This is a genomic window from Terriglobia bacterium (assembly GCA_020072815.1).
Lineage (GTDB): Bacteria > Acidobacteriota > Terriglobia > Terriglobales > Acidobacteriaceae > Angelobacter.
Genome location: JAIQGE010000008.1, coordinates 56,639 through 74,207 on the forward strand (window position 1 = coordinate 56,639; position 17,569 = coordinate 74,207).

Below are 17,569 nucleotides of genomic sequence, written 5' to 3' on the forward strand. Positions count from 1 at the left end.
TCTCCTCAATTGTTCTTGCGCAACAAGTCATCTTCTGCAACAAACTTGAGCGCGATCATATGCCGGCTGAGTTCCTGCACTAATTCCAGCACGTCATCTTCCTTCAAATCGTAACGCCCCACCGTGCCTTCAACGCGGTGCAGGAGGTCAGCCAGCCCGGCGTCTTTGTAGCCGAGGCGGGTTTGAATGGCGGACGCCAGCGCGTCCACGGGAACGTCACTGGGCAACCCCAGCCGCCGTGTGGCGATGCTGCGAAAACGCGCGTAGGGCACTTCCAGCGCGGCGCTGGTAGCGCGCGCGCGGCGGTAAAGCCCGCCCAGCGTTTCGACAAACTCCAGCGGCGAAAGCCGCGATGTTTCCTGTGCTGGATGAATGGGTCCATTGCGCCGTGAATACGTCAGCAGCAGGGCCAGAAAAACAAACAGGCCCTGCAGCAGCCCGTACTTGATCGGAGTGGCCGCCACGTAGCTCCCCAGCGATCCGCGCGATCCGTGAAAGTATTCGTCCCAGAAAACATGCACGTGACCGGCTTCGCCCACAGAGTTCAAGAACAGCGCCATATTGCCGGAATTGCGGATGCCGGCGTTGGTCAGCGGCCCGGTTGCGCCCCACCACGTCACTTGGCCCTTGCCGTATTGATAGGACACCACGATGGGCCGGTCGCCGTCAGCATAATGGACCAGATAATTGGTGGATGAGTTCTTCCAATAGGCCGCGGGTGACATCTCCACCGCGCCGCCGCGCGTCAACGACGTCAGCAACTGGGGCTGATACTCCTTGCTTTTCAGCGATGGCAGAGGTTCATTTTCGACTTCTGCTTGCGGCAGGAACCTGCCCACCGTTGTGCCGGTGATTAGAATTTTGCCGCCGCGGCTCAAATATCCAACCAGAGCGTTCTTGTCTTCAGGGGTCGGTTCGCGAAAAGGAAAAGCCATCACCAGGACGGTCCCTGCGGCGTCTGGCCGCAAATCGCCGGGCGGATCATCCCAGCGTTCAGCGTTGTAGCCTGATTCCTGCAACAGGAGGAAAGCCGCTTTCGCGCCGCGCGACTGCGCCGAATACGAGCTGGGTACGCCAGACTCTTCTTCATTTCGGGGCGCCAGCGCCAAAGCAACGATGATGGGGAAAATGATGAGGCCGGCCCACATGAGCAAACGACGGTCGCTCTTGGCGATGTTCAGCGGCACCCGAGTCTCTCCAATTCGCTGAGAGTTTCCTGAAAATCGGGCTCGCCCGCCGGGCGATGGCCGTACCAGACCACCTCAAACTTGCGGGTTAGCGCGGCCAGCGGCGGATGCTGCGGCGTCCATGCGCCCAACAGCCGCAAATACTCGCGCGGTGTGCGAGCGCGATTCGGCTTCCACGCCCCGTTCTCTTCCAGAAAGGAAATCCCCGCCCAATACGCCAAGTGGATGGCATTGGCCCAGTCCTGTTGCTGGGCAAACGCGCGGGCCTCCGCCAGCCACGTGCGCCAGCCTTTGGCCGAAGGCGAAAATGGGATGATCTCCCGCGGCCCATCTTCTGGCGCCGGCCGCGCCAGGCGAAGGATGGTCCATATCAGCAACGTGCCCAGGGCCGCGGCGGCCAGACCATAAACGATGACCTGCAACACCGTCCACGTAGCCTGACCGGGTGTACGCATGCGGCCCAAGAGCCGCCCCAACCAGCGCAGCACTCGGTCCACCCAAAGGTCAAACGCGCTTGGGCCGTGGACGCGGCTGAATTCCTTCCGCGCCAGGATCGTGTCCAGTTTTTTGCGCGCCGCGCTGGAGTCACCCGGCTGGTCATAGGCTTCCGCCTCCGTCCCCAGCGCATGGACGTAGCCGCGGAGGTGCAGCAACAAGGCCGGCCGGCGCGTGGCGTCTCCACTGGAGAAAGCTGCCAGATCGTTCTTCAAGGCGCGATATCTGACTTCCACCTCGCCTCGGCTGGTGGCAACTTTCACGTTGTCAGGCAGAGCAGTTTGGATTCCGGCCGCAGCTTCCGGAAGTTTTTCCAGCGACTCAATCTTGTTTTCCAGTTCGCTGAGCTGGGCGCGATATTCGTTCATGGAGATGGTCTTGGCTGAGTCCGCCCGGGCCGGGCAAAGAAGAACGCAGACAGCCAGGAGAACGGTGATCCGTGCAGCGCGGTGTTTCATCCGATCAGAGGCGGTGCGGGGTTGGGCGGTAGAGGAGCCTGTTGGCCTAGGGTTTCCATCATGAATTGCAGATCAAAAGCTTCTTTGCGCACACGCTGGTCAAAGTAGATCAGAGACCCTGCTACCGTTGCAATCGGGTAGGCAATGGTGCTGGCAATGAAGTCGCCTACATACTTCACGGCGAGGAGCGGAATCACCAGACCATCACCCTTCCTGGACGCGAAAACAACCATTCCAATCAGATAGGGGACAAGAGAAAGGGCCGCAGACAGCGCGATGCTGAGGACGAACGCCAGCACAAAGATCAGGATAATACGCCAGAACGTGCCTTCGGTCAGCCGGAAGCTGCGCTGAAGAGAATCAATGACCCCCAGCTTCTCCACCACGCACGCGGCAATCGCCAGAGAGAATTTCGCGTAGATGAAGAGCATGGCTGCCAGCGTGGCTCCTCCGAGAAGGACAGCCAGCGAAACCTCGCCGATCCGCGCGCCCACGCCTCCGCCGGTTGAACCTGAAACCCCGATGACGATCATAACCGCGCCAAAACCAAGCCCACCCACCACTCCGCCGGCGAGGCCCGTCAGGACTTCGATGCCCAGGATCCGCCAGAACGCGCCCTTGATGAACGCAAAAGATTGCCGAATCGTTGTCGCGTAGCCCAGGTGAAGGCACCACACGGCGAACACGGAAGCGCCCGATGTAAACGCATATCCCACCAGCCAAAGGACTGACAACACAAGGACAATGCCGACAAACGTGACCTCAAGGCCAACCACCGCAGCGGGCCCCACCCGGCCGATCGCCGAAAGGCCCAGCGTCACAAACAACAGTTGTCCAATCAGGAGACATGCTGGCGGCAGGATGGCAATGCCCGCAAATAAGATGAAGTTCTTGCGGTAGAGACTAAAGGTCCTATCCAGTACCTGGGAAAGACTAAGCGGGCGAAGAGTGTAGTCCATCATAGGTCGGGCCAAACCATCTTGGGCTAAATCAGCTTTGGGCTGAATCAGGCGCGCATAGTATCACAGAAAAGTCGCCAACTAACTAAGCTTCACTGCGGGATGGTAGCGGCGGGGGCTGGCGGCGGCGCCTGCGGAGGTGGCGGCTGTGGCAGGTCAGCACTGGGGATTGATTGCATCATCCATTGCAGATCAAAGGCCTCCTTGCGCACGCGCTGGTCATAGTAGATCAAAGCCACCGCAATGGCGGCAATCGGGTTGGCCAGGGCGCCGGCAATGAAGCCTCCAATCTCCTGCAAAAGAACGCCCGCCAGGAACGACTTGCCATGCATTGCCAGAGCATAGACTTGGCCCGGTACAGCAAACACGAAGCCGAGGGCAAAACCAAGTACCCACGCCAACAGGTACACCAGCATGAGACGTCCGGCCGAGCCCTTGGTCAGAGACCAACTGCGCGACAGGGCTGATCCAACGGGCAGCCGTTCCAGCATGCAAGCGGGCACCGCCAGGGAGAACCTGACGTAAAAGAGGAAAGCGACAAAAATTGCGGCCCCAAACAGGCAGATGGCCACGATCACTCCGGCAATGGCCGCGCCCGTGGCAGCGCCGCCCGCGCCGGAGAGTATCTTGAGGGACCCGGCAAACACTGCCACCACAACAATGGCAATAATTTCACCCCCGATGATCACCACCATGAGCATCAAGAAAACGAGGATGACAATGCCCAGAATCCTCCAAAAACGGGAGAGTACTTGCTTGTAGGCCCCGCCAATGGTTACTTCCTCTCCCAGGTGCAGCTTCGCCACGCCGTACACGGTAGCTCCTCCGGTGAGCGCCTGGCCGATGAAATAGACCACAAAATAACAACCCAAAAACCCAAACAATACGGGAAAAAGAGCGAATGGGTTCGCGGCTTCATTCCCGCGTGGAGGCCAGCCCAGAGGCACAAAGGCCAGCTGGACCGCCAACAACAGGGCCGGCAGAAGGACCCCAATTCCCACCAGCAGCGCAAAATGCCGTCGATAGAGTTGGAATGTCCGGTCCAGCACTTGTGAGGTGCTCATAGGACGCAACGCGGTTTCCATCGAATCGAACCTCCAGGGGCCTGCGCGTCGCATGGTAGCACAGAAAATTTCTTCTCCGTCTGGGACCTTTTTCTCGTCCGGCGGTAGCAGAGTATCTATAGCTGCCCATAGTTGCCGGTTGCTGGCCAACCCAATAAGCGCGGCATGATAGCGCGCACCAGGTCATCAATCTATCCAGGATTCCCTTTGCTTTCTTGGTCCCGTTGCCGGTGTGCTTCAGTTTTCGCGCAGAAAATATTTCTGTTAGCATTGCCAGCTTGTTACGGATTGAAAAGAGGTGCAGTCATGAAGAATGCTTTCGTCTTTGCCATGGTCTGTGCGCTGGCGTCTTTCGCCGCGGGGCAGGAAAAGAAGAACGTACAAGTCCCCGCCGTCACGCGCGTGGTCCGTTGCGGCGCGCTGATCCAGCCCGATGGCGCACAGGTGCAGCACAACGTGCTCATCACGATTCAGGGCGAGCGCATCAAGGAAGTCAAAGAAGGCGGCGTGGCGTCCGCCGGAGTTCCGGTGATTGACCTCTCTGACCACACCTGCCTGCCGGGAATGATTGACGCGCACACTCACACCTTGCTGCAAGGCGACATCACCGCCGAAGATTACGACGTGCAGTTGCTGAAGCAAACGTCAGCCTATCGCGCGATCCTGGGTACGCGTTCGGTGAAGCGCGCCTTGGAATACGGCTTTACCACCATCCGTGATCTGGAGACCGAAGGCGCGGGCTACGCCGACGTGGACCTGAAGAAAGCCATCAACAACGGCGTGATTCCCGGCCCGCGCATGAAAGTGGTCACGCGCGCCATGGACGTGACCGGCGCGTATCCGCTGCTGGGTTATTCCCCGGAAGTCCCGGTGCCGCACGGCGTGCAGGTAGTGGACGGGCCGGACAACGCGCGCAAGGCCGTCCGCGAGCAGATCAGCTACGGCGCTGACTGGATCAAGATTTACTCCGACCGCAGTTACTTCCTGCGTCCTGACGGCGTGCTGGACGACATACCCACCTTCACCATGGACGAGCTGCGGGCCATTGTGGATGAGACGCATCGCCAGCGGCACAAGGTGGCGTCGCACGCCATGGCGCTCAACGGCGTCCACAATTCGGTGGAAGCCGGCGTGGATTCCATTGAACACGGCAACTACATCGCTGACGCCGACCTGAAAACCATGGCGCAAAAAGGCATCTATTACGTTCCCACCATTTATGTGGGCGAGTATGTGGCGCAGGGCCGCGCCGACGCCGGAGCCAAGGTCTGGCTGGAGATGATCAAGGTCCATGCTGACACCTTTACTCGCGCGCTTCATGCCGGCGTGAAGATTGCCTTCGGAACAGACGTAGGCGGTTTCGATTGGGGCATCAATCCGGCGGTGGAGTTCCCGTACATGGTCAAGTACGGCATGACTCCGGCCCAGGCCATCCGCTCAGCGACGATGACAGCCGCGGAGCTGCTGGACATGCAGAATGACGTGGGCAGCATCGCGCCCGGCAAGTTCGCCGACCTGGTGGCCGTGAAGGGCGACCCCCTGGCGGACATTACTCTGCTGCAGAAAGTGGACTTCGTCATGAAAGGCGGCGAGGTTTACAAGTCTTTCATGCATTAAGGCTCGGGCATTGAGTCTTGGGCGCGTTGAGCTTGTGCGCATTGAAGCAAAAATTTAACCGGCAAAAGGCGCAACTTCTTGACCATGGCGCGAATCTATTACGTGAATGCTGCTGCTATGGACCATTGTCGCGCTGGGCTGGCTGGCGATTGCGTTATTGGCAGCCGCGCTGTTTCGCCTGGCATCTTACGCTGATAAGAAAGTGCGCCGTGACCGGGCCAAGGGCAGCGTTCAGCGCATCGTCATCACAAACAGGGGCGCGGAGTCTCGCCACAGACCGGCCGCATAAATACTGAAAACCAAGCATCTTCTTTACCGCGCATTTCTTGCGCGGCGCATTTCAATTTCTCGTTCATATCCGTTCAAGGAAAACCGCTGGCGACGCTGGGCGCTTTCTTGCCGCCCAGCGTCACCAGAAATTATTTCCTCTCAAGCAGCGGCACGGGACAAAAGCAAATCCTGGATAAAACAAACACGATAATCGGGATCAATGTATGTTGGCGCATTTCGTCGTCTGCTCAAGGTTGAGGGTTGTTGTTTGCGCCCGGCACTTGGCGCGCTGGCAATCAGAAGCGCAACACCACGCCTCCGCCGGCGAACAGGTTGTGGCGAACTTTGATTCCGATGGTGTTCAGGTTAGGGACGCCGGTGTAGAAGTCGCGTACTTCCACGCGAAAGGCCACCGGCAGCAGCGGAGGATGAAAGTCCGCTCCGGCGCCGCCCTGCACGGCGCTCTTGGTGGAGCCCTTCACCGTGGTAGTCGCCCCGCCCACTGTGGTGCTGCTGGGATTGAAGTGGACCAGGCCTCCGCCCGCGGAGATCCATGGACTGAAGACGGACTTGGACGCAATCTTCAGCCGCAGCGCCGGAGTGAAGAAGATGGAACTGTAGCTCTTCACCGCGGTCAGGTTGCTGGTGGTGAGATCGGTGGACGGAGTCGCCACCAGGGGAAATTCCAGGTGCAACGCCGCTGCGGAAACGTCCGCCAGTTCCGTGGCGTAGTTGGCTTCAAAGGCGAAGGTCTTGGAGAACGTGGTTTGGTTGGTGGTGGCCCCAACGGAAGGCGTGATTTTTCCTCCCGCTGAAAACGCCAGTTCGTTTTTCTGCGCAAGACTGCTGGCGCACAGGGCCAGCAGAAAGGTAGACAAGCAAAGGATTTTCCTCATTGACACACTCCCTCTTGTCCGGCTTAGACGCAGCCGGCATTTCTGAGGATGTTTCAAACTGTTGACTCGAAAGGACATGTCCGGACCAAGCGCGGCTGTTGCCCCTCCAGGACTTGCCTGTGAGGAATGGAATGGCCCATCCAAACTCGCAAGCGGTTTGGAGCGAAGGGACAGCTAAGGGAAGAGTCTCTTGGTCGTCGTCGATACAACCATGCAGCCAATCTTCGCGACGGCGAGGCCGGCTTGCGCGCCGAGCCGAGCCGCGTCAGATGCTTGAGAATGTCTGCCCCATCCAAACTCGCAAGCGGTTTGGAGCGAAGCGACAACTAAGGAAGATTCACTTGGTCGTAAGAATCCAAGACGGAGAAACCACTTCAGCAAAAGGAGAGTTGGTGATGGCGGTCAGCGTGCCGTCCGTGCCGTTGATGGTAAAAACAGCCACGCTCCTGGCGTTCACGTTGGAGACGAAGAGGAACGTGTTGGTGAAATCCACGGTCAGGAACCCTGGCTGGGCGGAATTGGTGATACCGGCGGCCTTGGTGCTGAACGGAGATCCCACATCTTCCGTGAGCACGCCGGCCTTGATGGTGTAGGCGGAAACATTGTCAGAGTCGCGATTGGACGCGTAGAGGAATTGTCCACTGGGGTCCACCGTCACCGCTACGGGAGTTGTGCCGGTGGCCACCGGCGAACCAACGGGAGAGAGAACGCCGGTGTTAGCGGCAACCGAAAAGCTCACCACTTTGTTGTTCACCGCATCAACCGCAAAAAGAAATTGCCCTTTGGGGTCCATGGCTATTCCCATCACGTTGGCCCCTGCGCCCGCCGAGACTGGCGCGCCTATGGAAGTAAGGGCGCCGCCGGCCCCAATGGTAAAGCCGGAAACCGTGGACAATGTGCCGTTGGCCACATACAGCGCGGGCGAAGTCGGAGACACCACCAGAAATTGCGGATTCGCCAGTGTGGGAAACGGCGAACCGGCAATTTGCGTGAGCAGACCGCGCGCGGGGTCAATGCTGAAAACGGAAATGCTGGCCGCCACCGTGGCCGACCCCTGATTGAGCACGAAGAGGAATTGTCCGGTGGAGTCTATTCCCACGCCAATGGGAGCCGTGCCCACCGGCGAAGGCGCCACGGCTGTACCCACCGGCGTAAGCACCCCGGTCGTGCGGTCAAGGTTGAACCCGGAGACCGTGTTGGAGGTCAGGTTGGCTACATAGATAAAGTCCTTGGTGGGATGAAGCACCATGGCTACCGGACGCGGGTTGGTGGCGAAGTTGGAAAGCGGGAGCGCCGAAAGTTCTCCGTCGCCAAGCATATTGAGACCAATAATGTTGTTCGACCCCTGGCCCACCATGTAGAGCAGCCCGATTTTGGCCGGCCCGCTGGAGCCGCCGCAACCTACCACCGCAACCGCGGCCATCACCAGCAATAAGAAAAGAATAAGTGCCTTCGTTTTCATGATGCCTCTTCTTGAGTAAGAGAACTTGCAGCACGCCACATCCCTGGAACGCTCGCGGACCCTGGGACTTGCCTGGAAATGCATGATTAGCTGCAGAACAGTCTAGCCGTTTACCCGCATTCTGGCCAAATGGGAAGGCCGGGACTGCTTGCGCGTTACATGCGGAAAGCGACCAGGATGGCGCCCTCCACCTCCACCGGATCGCCGTTCAGCAGAAATGGTTTGTACTTCCACTCTTTGACAGCGTCCATAGCCGCTTGCGCCAGGATAGGATGGCCCGAAACCAGCCTTAGGTTGTGCACATTGCCCTCTTTATCTATAGTGACGAGCATCCGCACGTCCCCCTGAATGTGCGCAACCCGGGCCATCGGCGGATACTTGGGCTCCACCTTCTGGAGGATCATGCCTTCCAGGACTCCCGGGGCAATGCGCAGCCGTTTGACCTGCGGCGCTGCCGCGCCTGGTTCGTTCGAAGGCAATGGCGTTTCTGACGGCTGCGGCGCCAGCTGCGAAGATACAAGTTTGAATCTGACCACCACCCGGGTTTCTACTTCAACGGCCTCGCCATTGAGGAGATACGGTCGGTATTCCCACTGCTTCACCGCCTTGATGGCGGCTGCGCGCAGGCGCGGGTCTTCGGTTACGGCTGGGTCAGGCGGCAGACCTTCGCGCGACACGGGCGCGACCTCAACCACCTTGCCTTGCTTATCCACGATGACGCGCAGAACTATGTCGCCCGCCACATGCTCGGCGCGCGCCCCTTCCGGATACTCCGGCTCAGCGCGATGCGTCAGCAGTCCCTCGGAAACTCCCAGCGAGACACGCAGACGCTGCGGCTTTGGGGCTTCGCTCTGTTGTTGCAGCGCGCTCAGATGCCAAGGCGACAATAAGGCGGTAGCGATGGCCAATAAACACAGGATTTTCATAGCGTCCAAAAGCTTGCAGCAAAGCCTTCTAGGTGTCAATTGCGCCCCCGGGCCGGGGGCTTTCTGGTAGCATTTTGGGCATGAAACGCCTACTGATCATCGCTGGTATTGTGGTGGGAGTGCTGTTGCTGGCAGCCTTGTTGGTGCCGCTCTTCGTGAACGTGGATACCTTCCGTCCGCAGCTGGAACAAACGCTTTCCGCGGGGCTGAACCGCCCGGTGCACATCGGGAAGCTGGAGGCTTCCATCTTCAGCGGTGGAGCCGCGGCCAACGACATTTCGATCAGCGACGATCCTGCGTTCAGCAAGTCGCCATTCCTGCAGGCGTCCTCCGTCAAGATCGGGCTGCATCTGATGCCGCTGATCTTCTCCAAAAAGCTGGAAGTGACGTCCGTATCGGTGGTGAAGCCGGAGATCGTCCTGCTCAAGAACGCCGCCGGCAAGTGGAACTACTCCACAGTAGGAAGTTCCAAGCCCAGCGCACAGCCCACGCCGACAACCTCTGCTTCCATGGATATCTCGGTGGAGAAATTTGAAATCGTGGACGGCAAAATGCGCGTGGGCCACGCAGGAGGACAAGCCAAGGAAAGCGTGTACGAGAACGTGAACCTGGTAGCCAAGAGCATCTCGCTCTCGAGCGCCATGCCATTCACCTTTAGCGCCAACACGCCCGGCGGAGGCGCGCTCAAGCTGGAAGGCCAGGCCGGCCCGGTGAACCAAAGCGACGCAAGCCGCACGCCGCTGGACGCGCAGATCAAGCTGGAACACGCGGACCTGGCAGCCACCGGATTCATTGATCCCAGCTCCGGCCTGGGCGGGATTTTGGATTTTGAAACCAAGCTGAAGTCCGACGGCCGCAAGCTGCATTCTGAAGGCAAGGCCAAGGCCGAGAAACTCAAAGTGGTACCGGGCAGCTCTCCCGCACAGGGCGCCGTGAGTCTGGACTACAGTTCCGATTTCGGGCTGGATTCAGAAACCGGGACGCTCAACGCCAACGTTCACAGCGGCAACAGCACCGCCAACGCCAGCGGCAGCCTGGACGCGCACGGCGCCGATACCCTGGCCCATTTGAAGATCCACGGCAAAGACATGGCGGTGAATGATCTGGTCGGGCTGCTGCCGGCCTTCGGCGTGGTGCTGCCCTCCGGCTCTTCGCTGAAAGGCGGGGTCCTCAACATGGACTTTAACGCGGAAGGGCCGCTGGACCGGCTGGTGATTACCGGCCCCTTGCGCATTACCGGAACCACCCTGACCGGCTACAACCTGAGCCAGAAATTGGGCGCGATCGCCTCCTTTACCGGCATCAAGTCCAGCAACGAGACTCTGATCCAGACGTTCAGCTCCGGGCTTCGCGTAGCTCCGGAAGGCATTCGCTCCGACAACCTGCTGCTGGATGTGCCTTCCATCGGAACGCTCACTGGCGACGGGACGATTGGCGCCAACAAGTCGCTGAATTTCAAGATGCGGCTCAAAGTATCCACCAGCGCCGGGGGCGTTATGGGGGCTGTGGGCGGACTTACTTCCGTGGCGTCGGCTAACGGTATCCCGTTCACCGTTTCAGGCGACACCACCAATCCGGTCTTCAAGCCTGCGCTGGGCGATGAACTCAAAGGCCTCAAGGGCAACCTGTTGGGCGGCGGCGCCAAGGGCGTGAAAGAGCAGCAACAGCAGGTGAAGGACGTGTTTGGCGGGTTCCTGGGTAAGAAGAAGCCGGATGCGTCACCCACACCCAAGAAATAAGGACATTAAGGAATCCCGTGCGGGGGACGCTGCGCTGCTACAATAAAGTGCATAAATCCACTTTTCCAGCGTTCGTCAGGAAGTTGCCATCATGAAGAAGTTGACTCTTAGTTTGGGAGTTTTAGCGCTGTTCGCCGTGGTCCTGCGGGCGGACAACATCGTGGACGAGATCATCGCCCGCGTGAATGACTCCATCATCACCCAGGCCGACTACAAAAAAGCCCAGAGCCAGTCCATGGAAGAGCTGAAACAGCAGTTCCCCGGCGACTGGCAAACCCGCTGGAGCCAGCAGCAGAAAGACCTGTTGCGCGAGCTGATTGACCGGCAGGTCCTGCTGGAACGCGGCAAAGAGATGGGCGTGACCGGCGAAACCGAAGTGGTCAAGCGGCTGAACGCCATGCGCCAGCAGATGAACCTGCCGGACATGGATTCCCTGGAGAGAGAAGCCCGCAAACAAGGCGTCTCCTTTGAGGATTTGAAGGAAGACATCCGCACCCGCGTGGTGACCGAACAAGTGATCGGCCAGGAAGTGGGCTCTCACCTTTCCATTACCAAGCAAGACATCCAGGACTTCTACGACAAACACCAGAAAGAGCTGCAGGGCGAGGAAGAAGTCAGCTTGAGTGAAATCCTGGTGGCCACCCAGGTCACTAAGCCTGAAGGCGGAGAGCAGAAAGACGCCCAGGGCAAACCTGTGCCGGACAAGCCTCTGCCGGAAGACCCGGCGCTGGTGGCCCAGGCGGAAGCCAAAGCCAACCAGATCCTGCAAATGCTCCGTGGCGGAGCGAAATTTGAGGACCTGGCCAAGCAATACTCGAATGGCACCACCGCGGCGCAGGGTGGTCCGCTGGGCAACTTCAAGCGCGGCGAACTGGCCAAAGATTTTGAAGACAAGACCTTCTCCCTCAAGCCCGGTGAATTTACTGATCTGGTCCGGACCAAGCAAGGCTTCCTCATCATGAAGGTCAACAGCCATCGTTCCGCCGGCGTGCCGCCGTTGAAGGAAATTGAAGAGAGAATCCGCCAGGCCATCTACTCGCAGAAACTGGAGCCTGCGGCGCGCACGTACCTGACCAAGCTGCGGGAGAAGTACTACATTGACGTGAAGACCGGATACGTTGACACCGGCGCCACCGCCAATCCCAACCGGCCCATCATGATGGCCGCGGCCGGCGATCCCGCCACGCGCCAGGGCAAATCAGGGCTGAAAAAAAAGAAGAAGTTCCTGCTGTTCTAGGAAAACAAACTCCTCTCGTCTCAGCGAATGCGATGATTGTCGCCGGACATCGCTCGCTTGGCTTCTGTGCCACGACAGGCTCTCGCAGATGCCGGACTGATGTACGTCCCTTTCGCGCTTGCATTCGCTGCTGGTGCATCTACAATATTCTGCCTATGAAACGAGCCTTGATCGCAGTGTTCCTGCTTCTGTCTCTTTGCGCCCTGGCGCAGCAACCTTCGGCGACGGTGGAGATCACCGCTGAGCCCCACCACCATCTGGTTATCGAAAACCTGTTTGTGCACGCCTACGCCGTGAATGTTGCTCCCAAGGAGACGTCCCTGATGCACCATCACGGGCGCGACTACCTTTCCATCTCGCTGGGCGACGCTGAGATCATCAACGCCAAAGAAGGCGCCGCGCCGGTGAACGCCAAATTCAAAGATGGCGACGTGCGTTTCACGCCGGCAGGCCTGGTCCATGCCGTCACCAATACCGCCGACCAGCCGTTTCGCAACGCCACCATTGAACTGATGCAGCCCACCACCAACCAGCATGCCTGCACCGAGGGGTGCTCGGTCCCGGTCCCGTGTGACGCGGCAGACAAAACCAAGTGCACCATGGTGACCAAGGCTTTCCAGTCAGACCAGTGGTCGGTCACCATCGTGACCATGCCGGCAGGGGCCAGTTACGCCCAGCACACGCACCTGGCAAATTATCTGGTGTTCTCCCTGAGCGACGGCGACGTGAAGGTCCGCGTCCAGGACGGTCCGGAAACCGCGGTCCACTACAAGCGTGGCGACCTCATCTGGAACAATCCGACGGTCCACAGCTTGAGCAACACGGGCGCCAGTACAGTGCGAGCGGCAGTGTTGGAGTTCCGCGGTCGACCCGCCGGTGAAGGCTCCGAGTCCATGGGGCCGGACACCAAGCCCAAGCCGCACGACCACCACTAGAACAGGCCGCAGCGCTCTGGCTGCTCCACATAATCGCCAATGACGGCGGATTCGAGCTAAATCGATCCGCCGGATTCGGCCTTTATGTCTTTTCAAGCGTGCTTTTGCTTTTAGGCTTGCTCTTCTTCAGGCTTGCCGGGCATAGCATTTTGTTTCTACAATATTTCATATATGCGAAAAACAGGGATCACGGTGCTGCTGGTATCGGCCCTTGCCGTCTGCGCGCAGCAGCCGCCAGTCGAGGTGGAGATCACCTCTGAACCCAGCCATCACCAGGTCTTGCAGAACGAATATGTTCGTGTTTTTGACGTGACTGTCTCGCCCAAAGCGACCACGCTGGTGCATATCCATCACAGCGACTACCTGTTCGTCACCCTGGGAGACGCCGACCTAATCAACGCCCGCACCGGCGCGAGCCCAGCGCCGTTGAAGCTTAAGGATGGTGAAACGCGTTTCACACCCGGTAACTTTTCTCACGCGGCCATCAACCTGAGCGAACGTCCTTTTCACAACCTGACCATTGAATTGCTGAAGCCGTCCACGGGCGTCAAGAATTGCACGGAAGCGTGCGCCATGCCTGTCGCGTGGTGCGCCGCAGCACCGGGCAAAGTCTGCCCCACCATCGAGCGGCGAATCTCGTCCGACCAATGGACGGTCATGTTCGTGACCATGCCGCCCGCCGCCGCCTTCGATAAGCACACCCACACCAAGCCTCACCTGGTGATCGCGGTATCTGATCTGGACTTGACGCAGCAGGTTGGAGAGGAAACCAGGCACACCAAAGTCCCAGCGGGCGGCTACGCCTGGGTCCCCGCCGGACTGACGCATACTTTGGTCAACAGCAGCACGACGACCGCGCGGTACGTCGCCATAGATTTCAACCCGGAGCAGAAATGACGGCGCCTGAAACCACTCTGCTGCCGGACTCTCCCCAGGCGCAGGCCTACAACCACACCAAGCGCTGGCTGGAAATCGGCGATCTCGCGCTGAGCTTTGGCTTTCTCATCGTGCTGCTGGCCACCGGATGGACCAACTCGCTGCGCGACGCGGCTTCCCGCCTGGGTGGTGAGTATTACGTGGTACGCCTGTTCTTTTATGTTCTGCTGCTCAGCATCCTGAGCAAGCTGCTGGGCCTGGCGCTGGATTTTTACAGCTTCCGCCTGGAGCATCGCTTCAACTTGTCAAACCAGGGCTTTGCTTCCTGGGTGCGCGACCAGATCAAGGGCTGGATTCTGGGCTTGGTGATCACCACCATGCTGGCGGAAATCGTGTACGCGCTGATTCGCGTCTCTCCGGAGAATTGGTGGTTCCTGGCCTGGCTGATTTTCATGGCCTTGTTCATCTTCTTTTACCAGGTGGCGCCGGTCCTGCTGTTCCCGCTGTTTTACAAGTTCGTTCCCCTGCAGAACGAAGAGCTCAAGGCCCGCCTGACGCGCCTGGGGGAACGCGCCGGAACGCGCGTCCGCGGCGTGTACGAGTGGAAACTCTCGGAGAAGAGCAAGAAAGCCAACGCGCTGATCGCCGGCCTGGGCAACACCCGCCGCATCATGCTGGCTGACACCCTGCTGCAGGATTACGACAACGATGAAATCGAAGCTGTGCTGGCGCATGAACTTGGCCACCAGGTCCACTCGCATATTTTGAAAGGCATCATCGTAGAAGCTCTGGTGACCCTGGCCGGGTTCTGGGCGGCAAGCGTGGTCCTGGAATATGCCATAGACCGCCAGCACATGTTCCTTTTCTTGACCGACTTTGCCAACCTGCCGCTCATGGTGCTGGTGTCCAGCCTGCTTTCGCTGATTCTGATGCCGGCGCTGAACGCCTACTCGCGTTTCACTGAGCGCCAGGCTGACATTTACTGCTGGAAGTCAGTCCCCAGCATTACCCCCTACATTACCGCCATGGAGAAGCTGAACAAACAGAACCTGAGTGAGAGCCATCCATCGCGACTGGTGGAGATACTCTTTCATTCCCATCCACCCATCGCCAAGCGGATCGCGGCGGCCCAGGAGTGGGCCAGGAAACACCGGCCCAGTCTAGCCACGTAGCCGCTTCTTCGTTTCAATAAACAACTTCAAAAACCCACACCGCCAACGTTGCCCCAGGGCGCGACTTGCGGTGTCTAAAGCAAGTAACATTGAGGGACTAGGGAAGTTGAAGGCCCGGCTGTGATCGAACAAATTCGCAAATACGTGAGCGAAAAGCGGCTGCTCCAGCCCGGAGACCGGGTGGCCGTGGCGGTGTCCGGCGGGGCCGATTCCGTCGCCCTTCTGCGCGCGCTGCTGGAGTTGCAGCATGAGTTGGGCCTGGTGCTCTCCGTCGCGCACTTTCACCACGGGATTCGCGGCGCGGAAGCCGATGCCGACCAGCAATTTGTGAGCGCGCTGGCCGACAAGTTCGGACTGGCCTTGCACGCGGGCTCGGGTGACGCTCCAGCCTTTGCGCGCGAACAAAAAGTCAGCCTGGAGACCGCCGCGCGCGAACTTCGCCACCAATGGTTCGCTCAACTGGTGCGCGCAGGCCACGCGGACAAGATCGCCACCGCGCACACGCTGGACGATCAGGCGGAGACCGTCCTGATGCGGATTGTGCGTGGCGCCGGCCCACGCGGGCTGGCGGGGATCGCGCCGTGGCAGCAGGAAAAGCACCTGGTCCGGCCGTTGCTCGAAATCAGCCGCCGCGAAGTTGAGGCCTATTTGAAGGCGATTGGCCAGCCGTGGCGCGAAGACGCAACCAACGCGGACCTGGCGCATACTCGCAATCGCGTGCGCCGGCTGCTGCTGCCCATGCTGGAGAAGGAATTCAATCCGGCCATCCGCCAAACGCTGGCCGATCTGGCGGAGCTGGCCCGCGGTGAGGCCGGCTATTGGGACGGTTTGTTACCAGGGTTATTGCCTCGGCTGGTTCATGAAGGCAAGCCCAGCCGCAGTGGCCGGTCATCGAGCGGAACGGCGGCCCAGACTTTAGCGGTGGACTTGGCCGCGCTCCAGCAATTGCCCGTGGCTGTGCAGCGGCAGGTGCTGCAGAGGACCGCGGAAAAACTCGGCGGGACAGTTGAATTCAAGCATGTCGAAGAGCTGATCGCCATGGTGCGCGACCAGCGTCGAGGCAAGCCCGTGGCCTTGCCCGGAGGGCTGGAAGCGGTATGCACCTTCCGCGAACTTCAGATCGGCCGCAGGCGCGATACGGGAAGCGGCGGTTACCAGTACGCTCTGGAAGTCCCTGGCCAAGTGAGCGTCCCGGAGCTGGGTTCAACGTTGCGCGCGCGGGTAATAACCCACGGGAGCCCTGCAAATTCGGGATATAATCCAGACTTGTTGCTGGATCGTGCCTTGCTCGCACCAGGATTGACTGTCAGAAACTGGCAAGCTGGAGACCGTTTTTTCCCGGCACATACCGGCTCCCCCAAGAAAGTAAAAGAATTGCTGCAAAGCGGACGGCTGGGCCAAACGCTGACCCAGGCTGAACGCAAGACGTGGCCGGTGGTTGAGAGCGCCGGACAGATCGTCTGGATGAAAGGGTTCGCCGTGCCGGAGGCCTTTGCCCATCATGCGGGAGAGGCCGTCCTGATCGAAGAAATCCATATGAACGCTGGGACAAACGATGAGCCATAGCCTCGCACAGCAGTACCCACGCGTAATTTTGTCAGCCGAGCAGATTCAGAAACGCGTACAGGAGATGGCCCGCCAGATCGCCCGGGACTTTGAGGGAAAAACCATCCACATGGTGGCGGTCATGGAAAACGGCTTCATCTTCATGGCTGACCTGGTGCGCGAACTTGACCTCCCTGTGGTTTGTCAGTTTGTGACCGGCCAATTCAAGGAATCCGGGCCGTCCGCCGCGGAGATCTTCTACAGCCCGGAGGTGGACGTTCACGGCCAGCACGTGCTCCTGGTGGAAGGGGTGATCCAGTCGGGTCATACCAGTGACTTTCTCATGCGCAACCTCGCGGCCCGCGGCGCCAGCAGCGTGAAGCTGGCTGTCCTGTTGGACAAGCAGGCCGCCCGCCGGATTTCCCTGCAGCCTGATTACTTTGGTTTTCTTATGAATGAGAGTTTTGTCGTAGGCTATGGGCTGGGTGCACCTGAAGTGGGCAGGAATCTGCCTTACATAGCGGCCAGGCCGGCAGGCTCCCCGTAAGCAAGACGGCTAGATTGGTTTGAGTCGGCGGGCCGGGCGCAAACGGGTATAGAATTGTAAATACGCGAGCTTTTGGAACGTAGACCGCGCCTCGAGCATCTAAAGAGAAGCCGGGCCTGTCCTAAACCTGGAAGAATCGCGGCTTTAGCGACGGACAATTTTTTCGCATCCCGGACGTCTTTAT

At 59.4% G+C, this 17,569-nt stretch carries 16 protein-coding genes; 9 read left to right on the forward strand and 7 right to left on the reverse strand.

Features of this window, described 5'->3' with window-relative positions:
* Window positions 1–5: 5 nt before the first annotated feature.
* The 4 genes from LAO20_11870 to LAO20_11885 form a co-directional block, all read right to left on the reverse strand.
* On the reverse strand, window positions 6–1,187 hold the full coding sequence (locus tag LAO20_11870; GenBank protein ID MBZ5532119.1) for a DUF4350 domain-containing protein: 1,182 nt from the start codon (window positions 1,185–1,187) through the stop codon (window positions 6–8).
* Window positions 1,178–2,140, reverse strand: coding sequence for a DUF4129 domain-containing protein (locus LAO20_11875; GenBank protein MBZ5532120.1), 963 nt, complete (start codon window positions 2,138–2,140; stop codon window positions 1,178–1,180). Before LAO20_11875 ends, LAO20_11870 begins: the two co-directional genes overlap by 10 nt.
* Window positions 2,137–3,102, reverse strand: coding sequence for a hypothetical protein (locus tag LAO20_11880; GenBank protein MBZ5532121.1), 966 nt, complete (start codon window positions 3,100–3,102; stop codon window positions 2,137–2,139). Before LAO20_11880 ends, LAO20_11875 begins: the two co-directional genes overlap by 4 nt.
* Window positions 3,103–3,191: 89 nt before the next feature.
* Window positions 3,192–4,163, reverse strand: a complete 972-nt coding sequence (locus LAO20_11885; GenBank protein MBZ5532122.1) for a glycerophosphoryl diester phosphodiesterase membrane domain-containing protein — start codon at window positions 4,161–4,163, stop codon at window positions 3,192–3,194.
* A 306-nt stretch (window positions 4,164–4,469) separates the two neighbouring features.
* Here LAO20_11885 and LAO20_11890 point away from each other — a divergent pair, with 306 nt between their 5' ends.
* Entirely contained in the window at window positions 4,470–5,780 is a 1,311-nt protein-coding gene (locus LAO20_11890; protein MBZ5532123.1) for an amidohydrolase family protein, read from the forward strand.
* A 106-nt stretch (window positions 5,781–5,886) separates the two neighbouring features.
* Window positions 5,887–6,069: a hypothetical protein gene (locus LAO20_11895; protein ID MBZ5532124.1), complete on the forward strand. Its 183-nt coding sequence runs from the start codon at window positions 5,887–5,889 to the stop codon at window positions 6,067–6,069.
* 277 nt (window positions 6,070–6,346) lie between these two features.
* Here the strand turns inward: LAO20_11895 and LAO20_11900 are convergent, their stop codons facing one another.
* The 3 genes from LAO20_11900 to LAO20_11910 all read right to left on the reverse strand — a co-directional run bounded on the left by LAO20_11900 (window position 6,347) and on the right by LAO20_11910 (window position 9,334).
* Window positions 6,347–6,928, reverse strand: coding sequence for an outer membrane beta-barrel protein (locus LAO20_11900; protein ID MBZ5532125.1), 582 nt, complete (start codon window positions 6,926–6,928; stop codon window positions 6,347–6,349).
* A gap of 355 nt (window positions 6,929–7,283) precedes the next feature.
* Window positions 7,284–8,408: a lactonase family protein gene (locus tag LAO20_11905; GenBank protein MBZ5532126.1), complete on the reverse strand. Its 1,125-nt coding sequence runs from the start codon at window positions 8,406–8,408 to the stop codon at window positions 7,284–7,286.
* Window positions 8,409–8,563: 155 nt separating this feature from the next.
* Window positions 8,564–9,334 carry an energy transducer TonB gene (locus tag LAO20_11910; GenBank protein MBZ5532127.1) on the reverse strand — a complete coding sequence of 257 codons (771 nt, stop codon included), beginning with the start codon at window positions 9,332–9,334 and terminating at the stop codon, window positions 8,564–8,566.
* An 80-nt stretch (window positions 9,335–9,414) separates the two neighbouring features.
* Between LAO20_11910 and LAO20_11915 the strand changes: the two genes are divergently transcribed.
* From LAO20_11915 to LAO20_11945, 7 genes are all read left to right on the forward strand, one after another.
* The gene (locus LAO20_11915; protein ID MBZ5532128.1) at window positions 9,415–11,073 is read left to right on the forward strand and encodes an AsmA family protein; all 1,659 of its coding nucleotides are present in this window, start codon (window positions 9,415–9,417) and stop codon (window positions 11,071–11,073) included.
* 91 nt (window positions 11,074–11,164) lie between these two features.
* The gene (locus tag LAO20_11920; protein ID MBZ5532129.1) at window positions 11,165–12,310 is read left to right on the forward strand and encodes a peptidylprolyl isomerase; all 1,146 of its coding nucleotides are present in this window, start codon (window positions 11,165–11,167) and stop codon (window positions 12,308–12,310) included.
* Window positions 12,311–12,465: 155 nt separating this feature from the next.
* Window positions 12,466–13,245, forward strand: coding sequence for a hypothetical protein (locus LAO20_11925; protein ID MBZ5532130.1), 780 nt, complete (start codon window positions 12,466–12,468; stop codon window positions 13,243–13,245).
* Window positions 13,246–13,416: 171 nt separating this feature from the next.
* A complete protein-coding gene (locus LAO20_11930) occupies window positions 13,417–14,142 on the forward strand; it encodes a hypothetical protein (GenBank protein MBZ5532131.1) in 726 nt (241 codons plus the stop codon).
* Window positions 14,139–15,293, forward strand: a complete 1,155-nt coding sequence (locus LAO20_11935) for a M48 family metallopeptidase (protein ID MBZ5532132.1) — start codon at window positions 14,139–14,141, stop codon at window positions 15,291–15,293. The genes LAO20_11930 and LAO20_11935 overlap by 4 nt, the downstream gene beginning before the upstream one ends.
* A 120-nt stretch (window positions 15,294–15,413) precedes the next feature.
* Window positions 15,414–16,859 (forward strand): tRNA lysidine(34) synthetase TilS, encoded by a 1,446-nt coding sequence (gene tilS, locus LAO20_11940; GenBank protein MBZ5532133.1) that lies wholly within the window; start codon window positions 15,414–15,416, stop codon window positions 16,857–16,859.
* A complete protein-coding gene (locus LAO20_11945) occupies window positions 16,849–17,385 on the forward strand; it encodes a hypoxanthine phosphoribosyltransferase (protein ID MBZ5532134.1) in 537 nt (178 codons plus the stop codon). Before tilS ends, LAO20_11945 begins: the two co-directional genes overlap by 11 nt.
* Window positions 17,386–17,569 lie beyond the last annotated feature (184 nt).

Excerpts from the sequence above, each read along its gene's own strand:
- LAO20_11910 (MBZ5532127.1), bottom strand. The coding sequence starts at position 9,334 with ATGAAAATCCTGTGTTTATTGGCCATCGCTACCGCCTTATTGTCGCCT.
- LAO20_11930 (MBZ5532131.1), top strand. The coding sequence starts at position 13,417 with ATGCGAAAAACAGGGATCACGGTGCTGCTGGTATCGGCCCTTGCCGTC.
- LAO20_11925 (MBZ5532130.1), top strand. The coding sequence starts at position 12,466 with ATGAAACGAGCCTTGATCGCAGTGTTCCTGCTTCTGTCTCTTTGCGCC.
- LAO20_11945 (MBZ5532134.1), top strand. The coding sequence starts at position 16,849 with ATGAGCCATAGCCTCGCACAGCAGTACCCACGCGTAATTTTGTCAGCC.
- LAO20_11905 (MBZ5532126.1), bottom strand. The coding sequence starts at position 8,408 with ATGAAAACGAAGGCACTTATTCTTTTCTTATTGCTGGTGATGGCCGCG.
- LAO20_11935 (MBZ5532132.1), top strand. The coding sequence starts at position 14,139 with ATGACGGCGCCTGAAACCACTCTGCTGCCGGACTCTCCCCAGGCGCAG.
- LAO20_11890 (MBZ5532123.1), top strand. The coding sequence starts at position 4,470 with ATGAAGAATGCTTTCGTCTTTGCCATGGTCTGTGCGCTGGCGTCTTTC.
- LAO20_11885 (MBZ5532122.1), bottom strand. The coding sequence starts at position 4,163 with ATGAGCACCTCACAAGTGCTGGACCGGACATTCCAACTCTATCGACGG.
- LAO20_11895 (MBZ5532124.1), top strand. The coding sequence starts at position 5,887 with ATGCTGCTGCTATGGACCATTGTCGCGCTGGGCTGGCTGGCGATTGCG.
- LAO20_11880 (MBZ5532121.1), bottom strand. The coding sequence starts at position 3,102 with ATGATGGACTACACTCTTCGCCCGCTTAGTCTTTCCCAGGTACTGGAT.
- LAO20_11875 (MBZ5532120.1), bottom strand. The coding sequence starts at position 2,140 with ATGAAACACCGCGCTGCACGGATCACCGTTCTCCTGGCTGTCTGCGTT.
- LAO20_11915 (MBZ5532128.1), top strand. The coding sequence starts at position 9,415 with ATGAAACGCCTACTGATCATCGCTGGTATTGTGGTGGGAGTGCTGTTG.
- LAO20_11920 (MBZ5532129.1), top strand. The coding sequence starts at position 11,165 with ATGAAGAAGTTGACTCTTAGTTTGGGAGTTTTAGCGCTGTTCGCCGTG.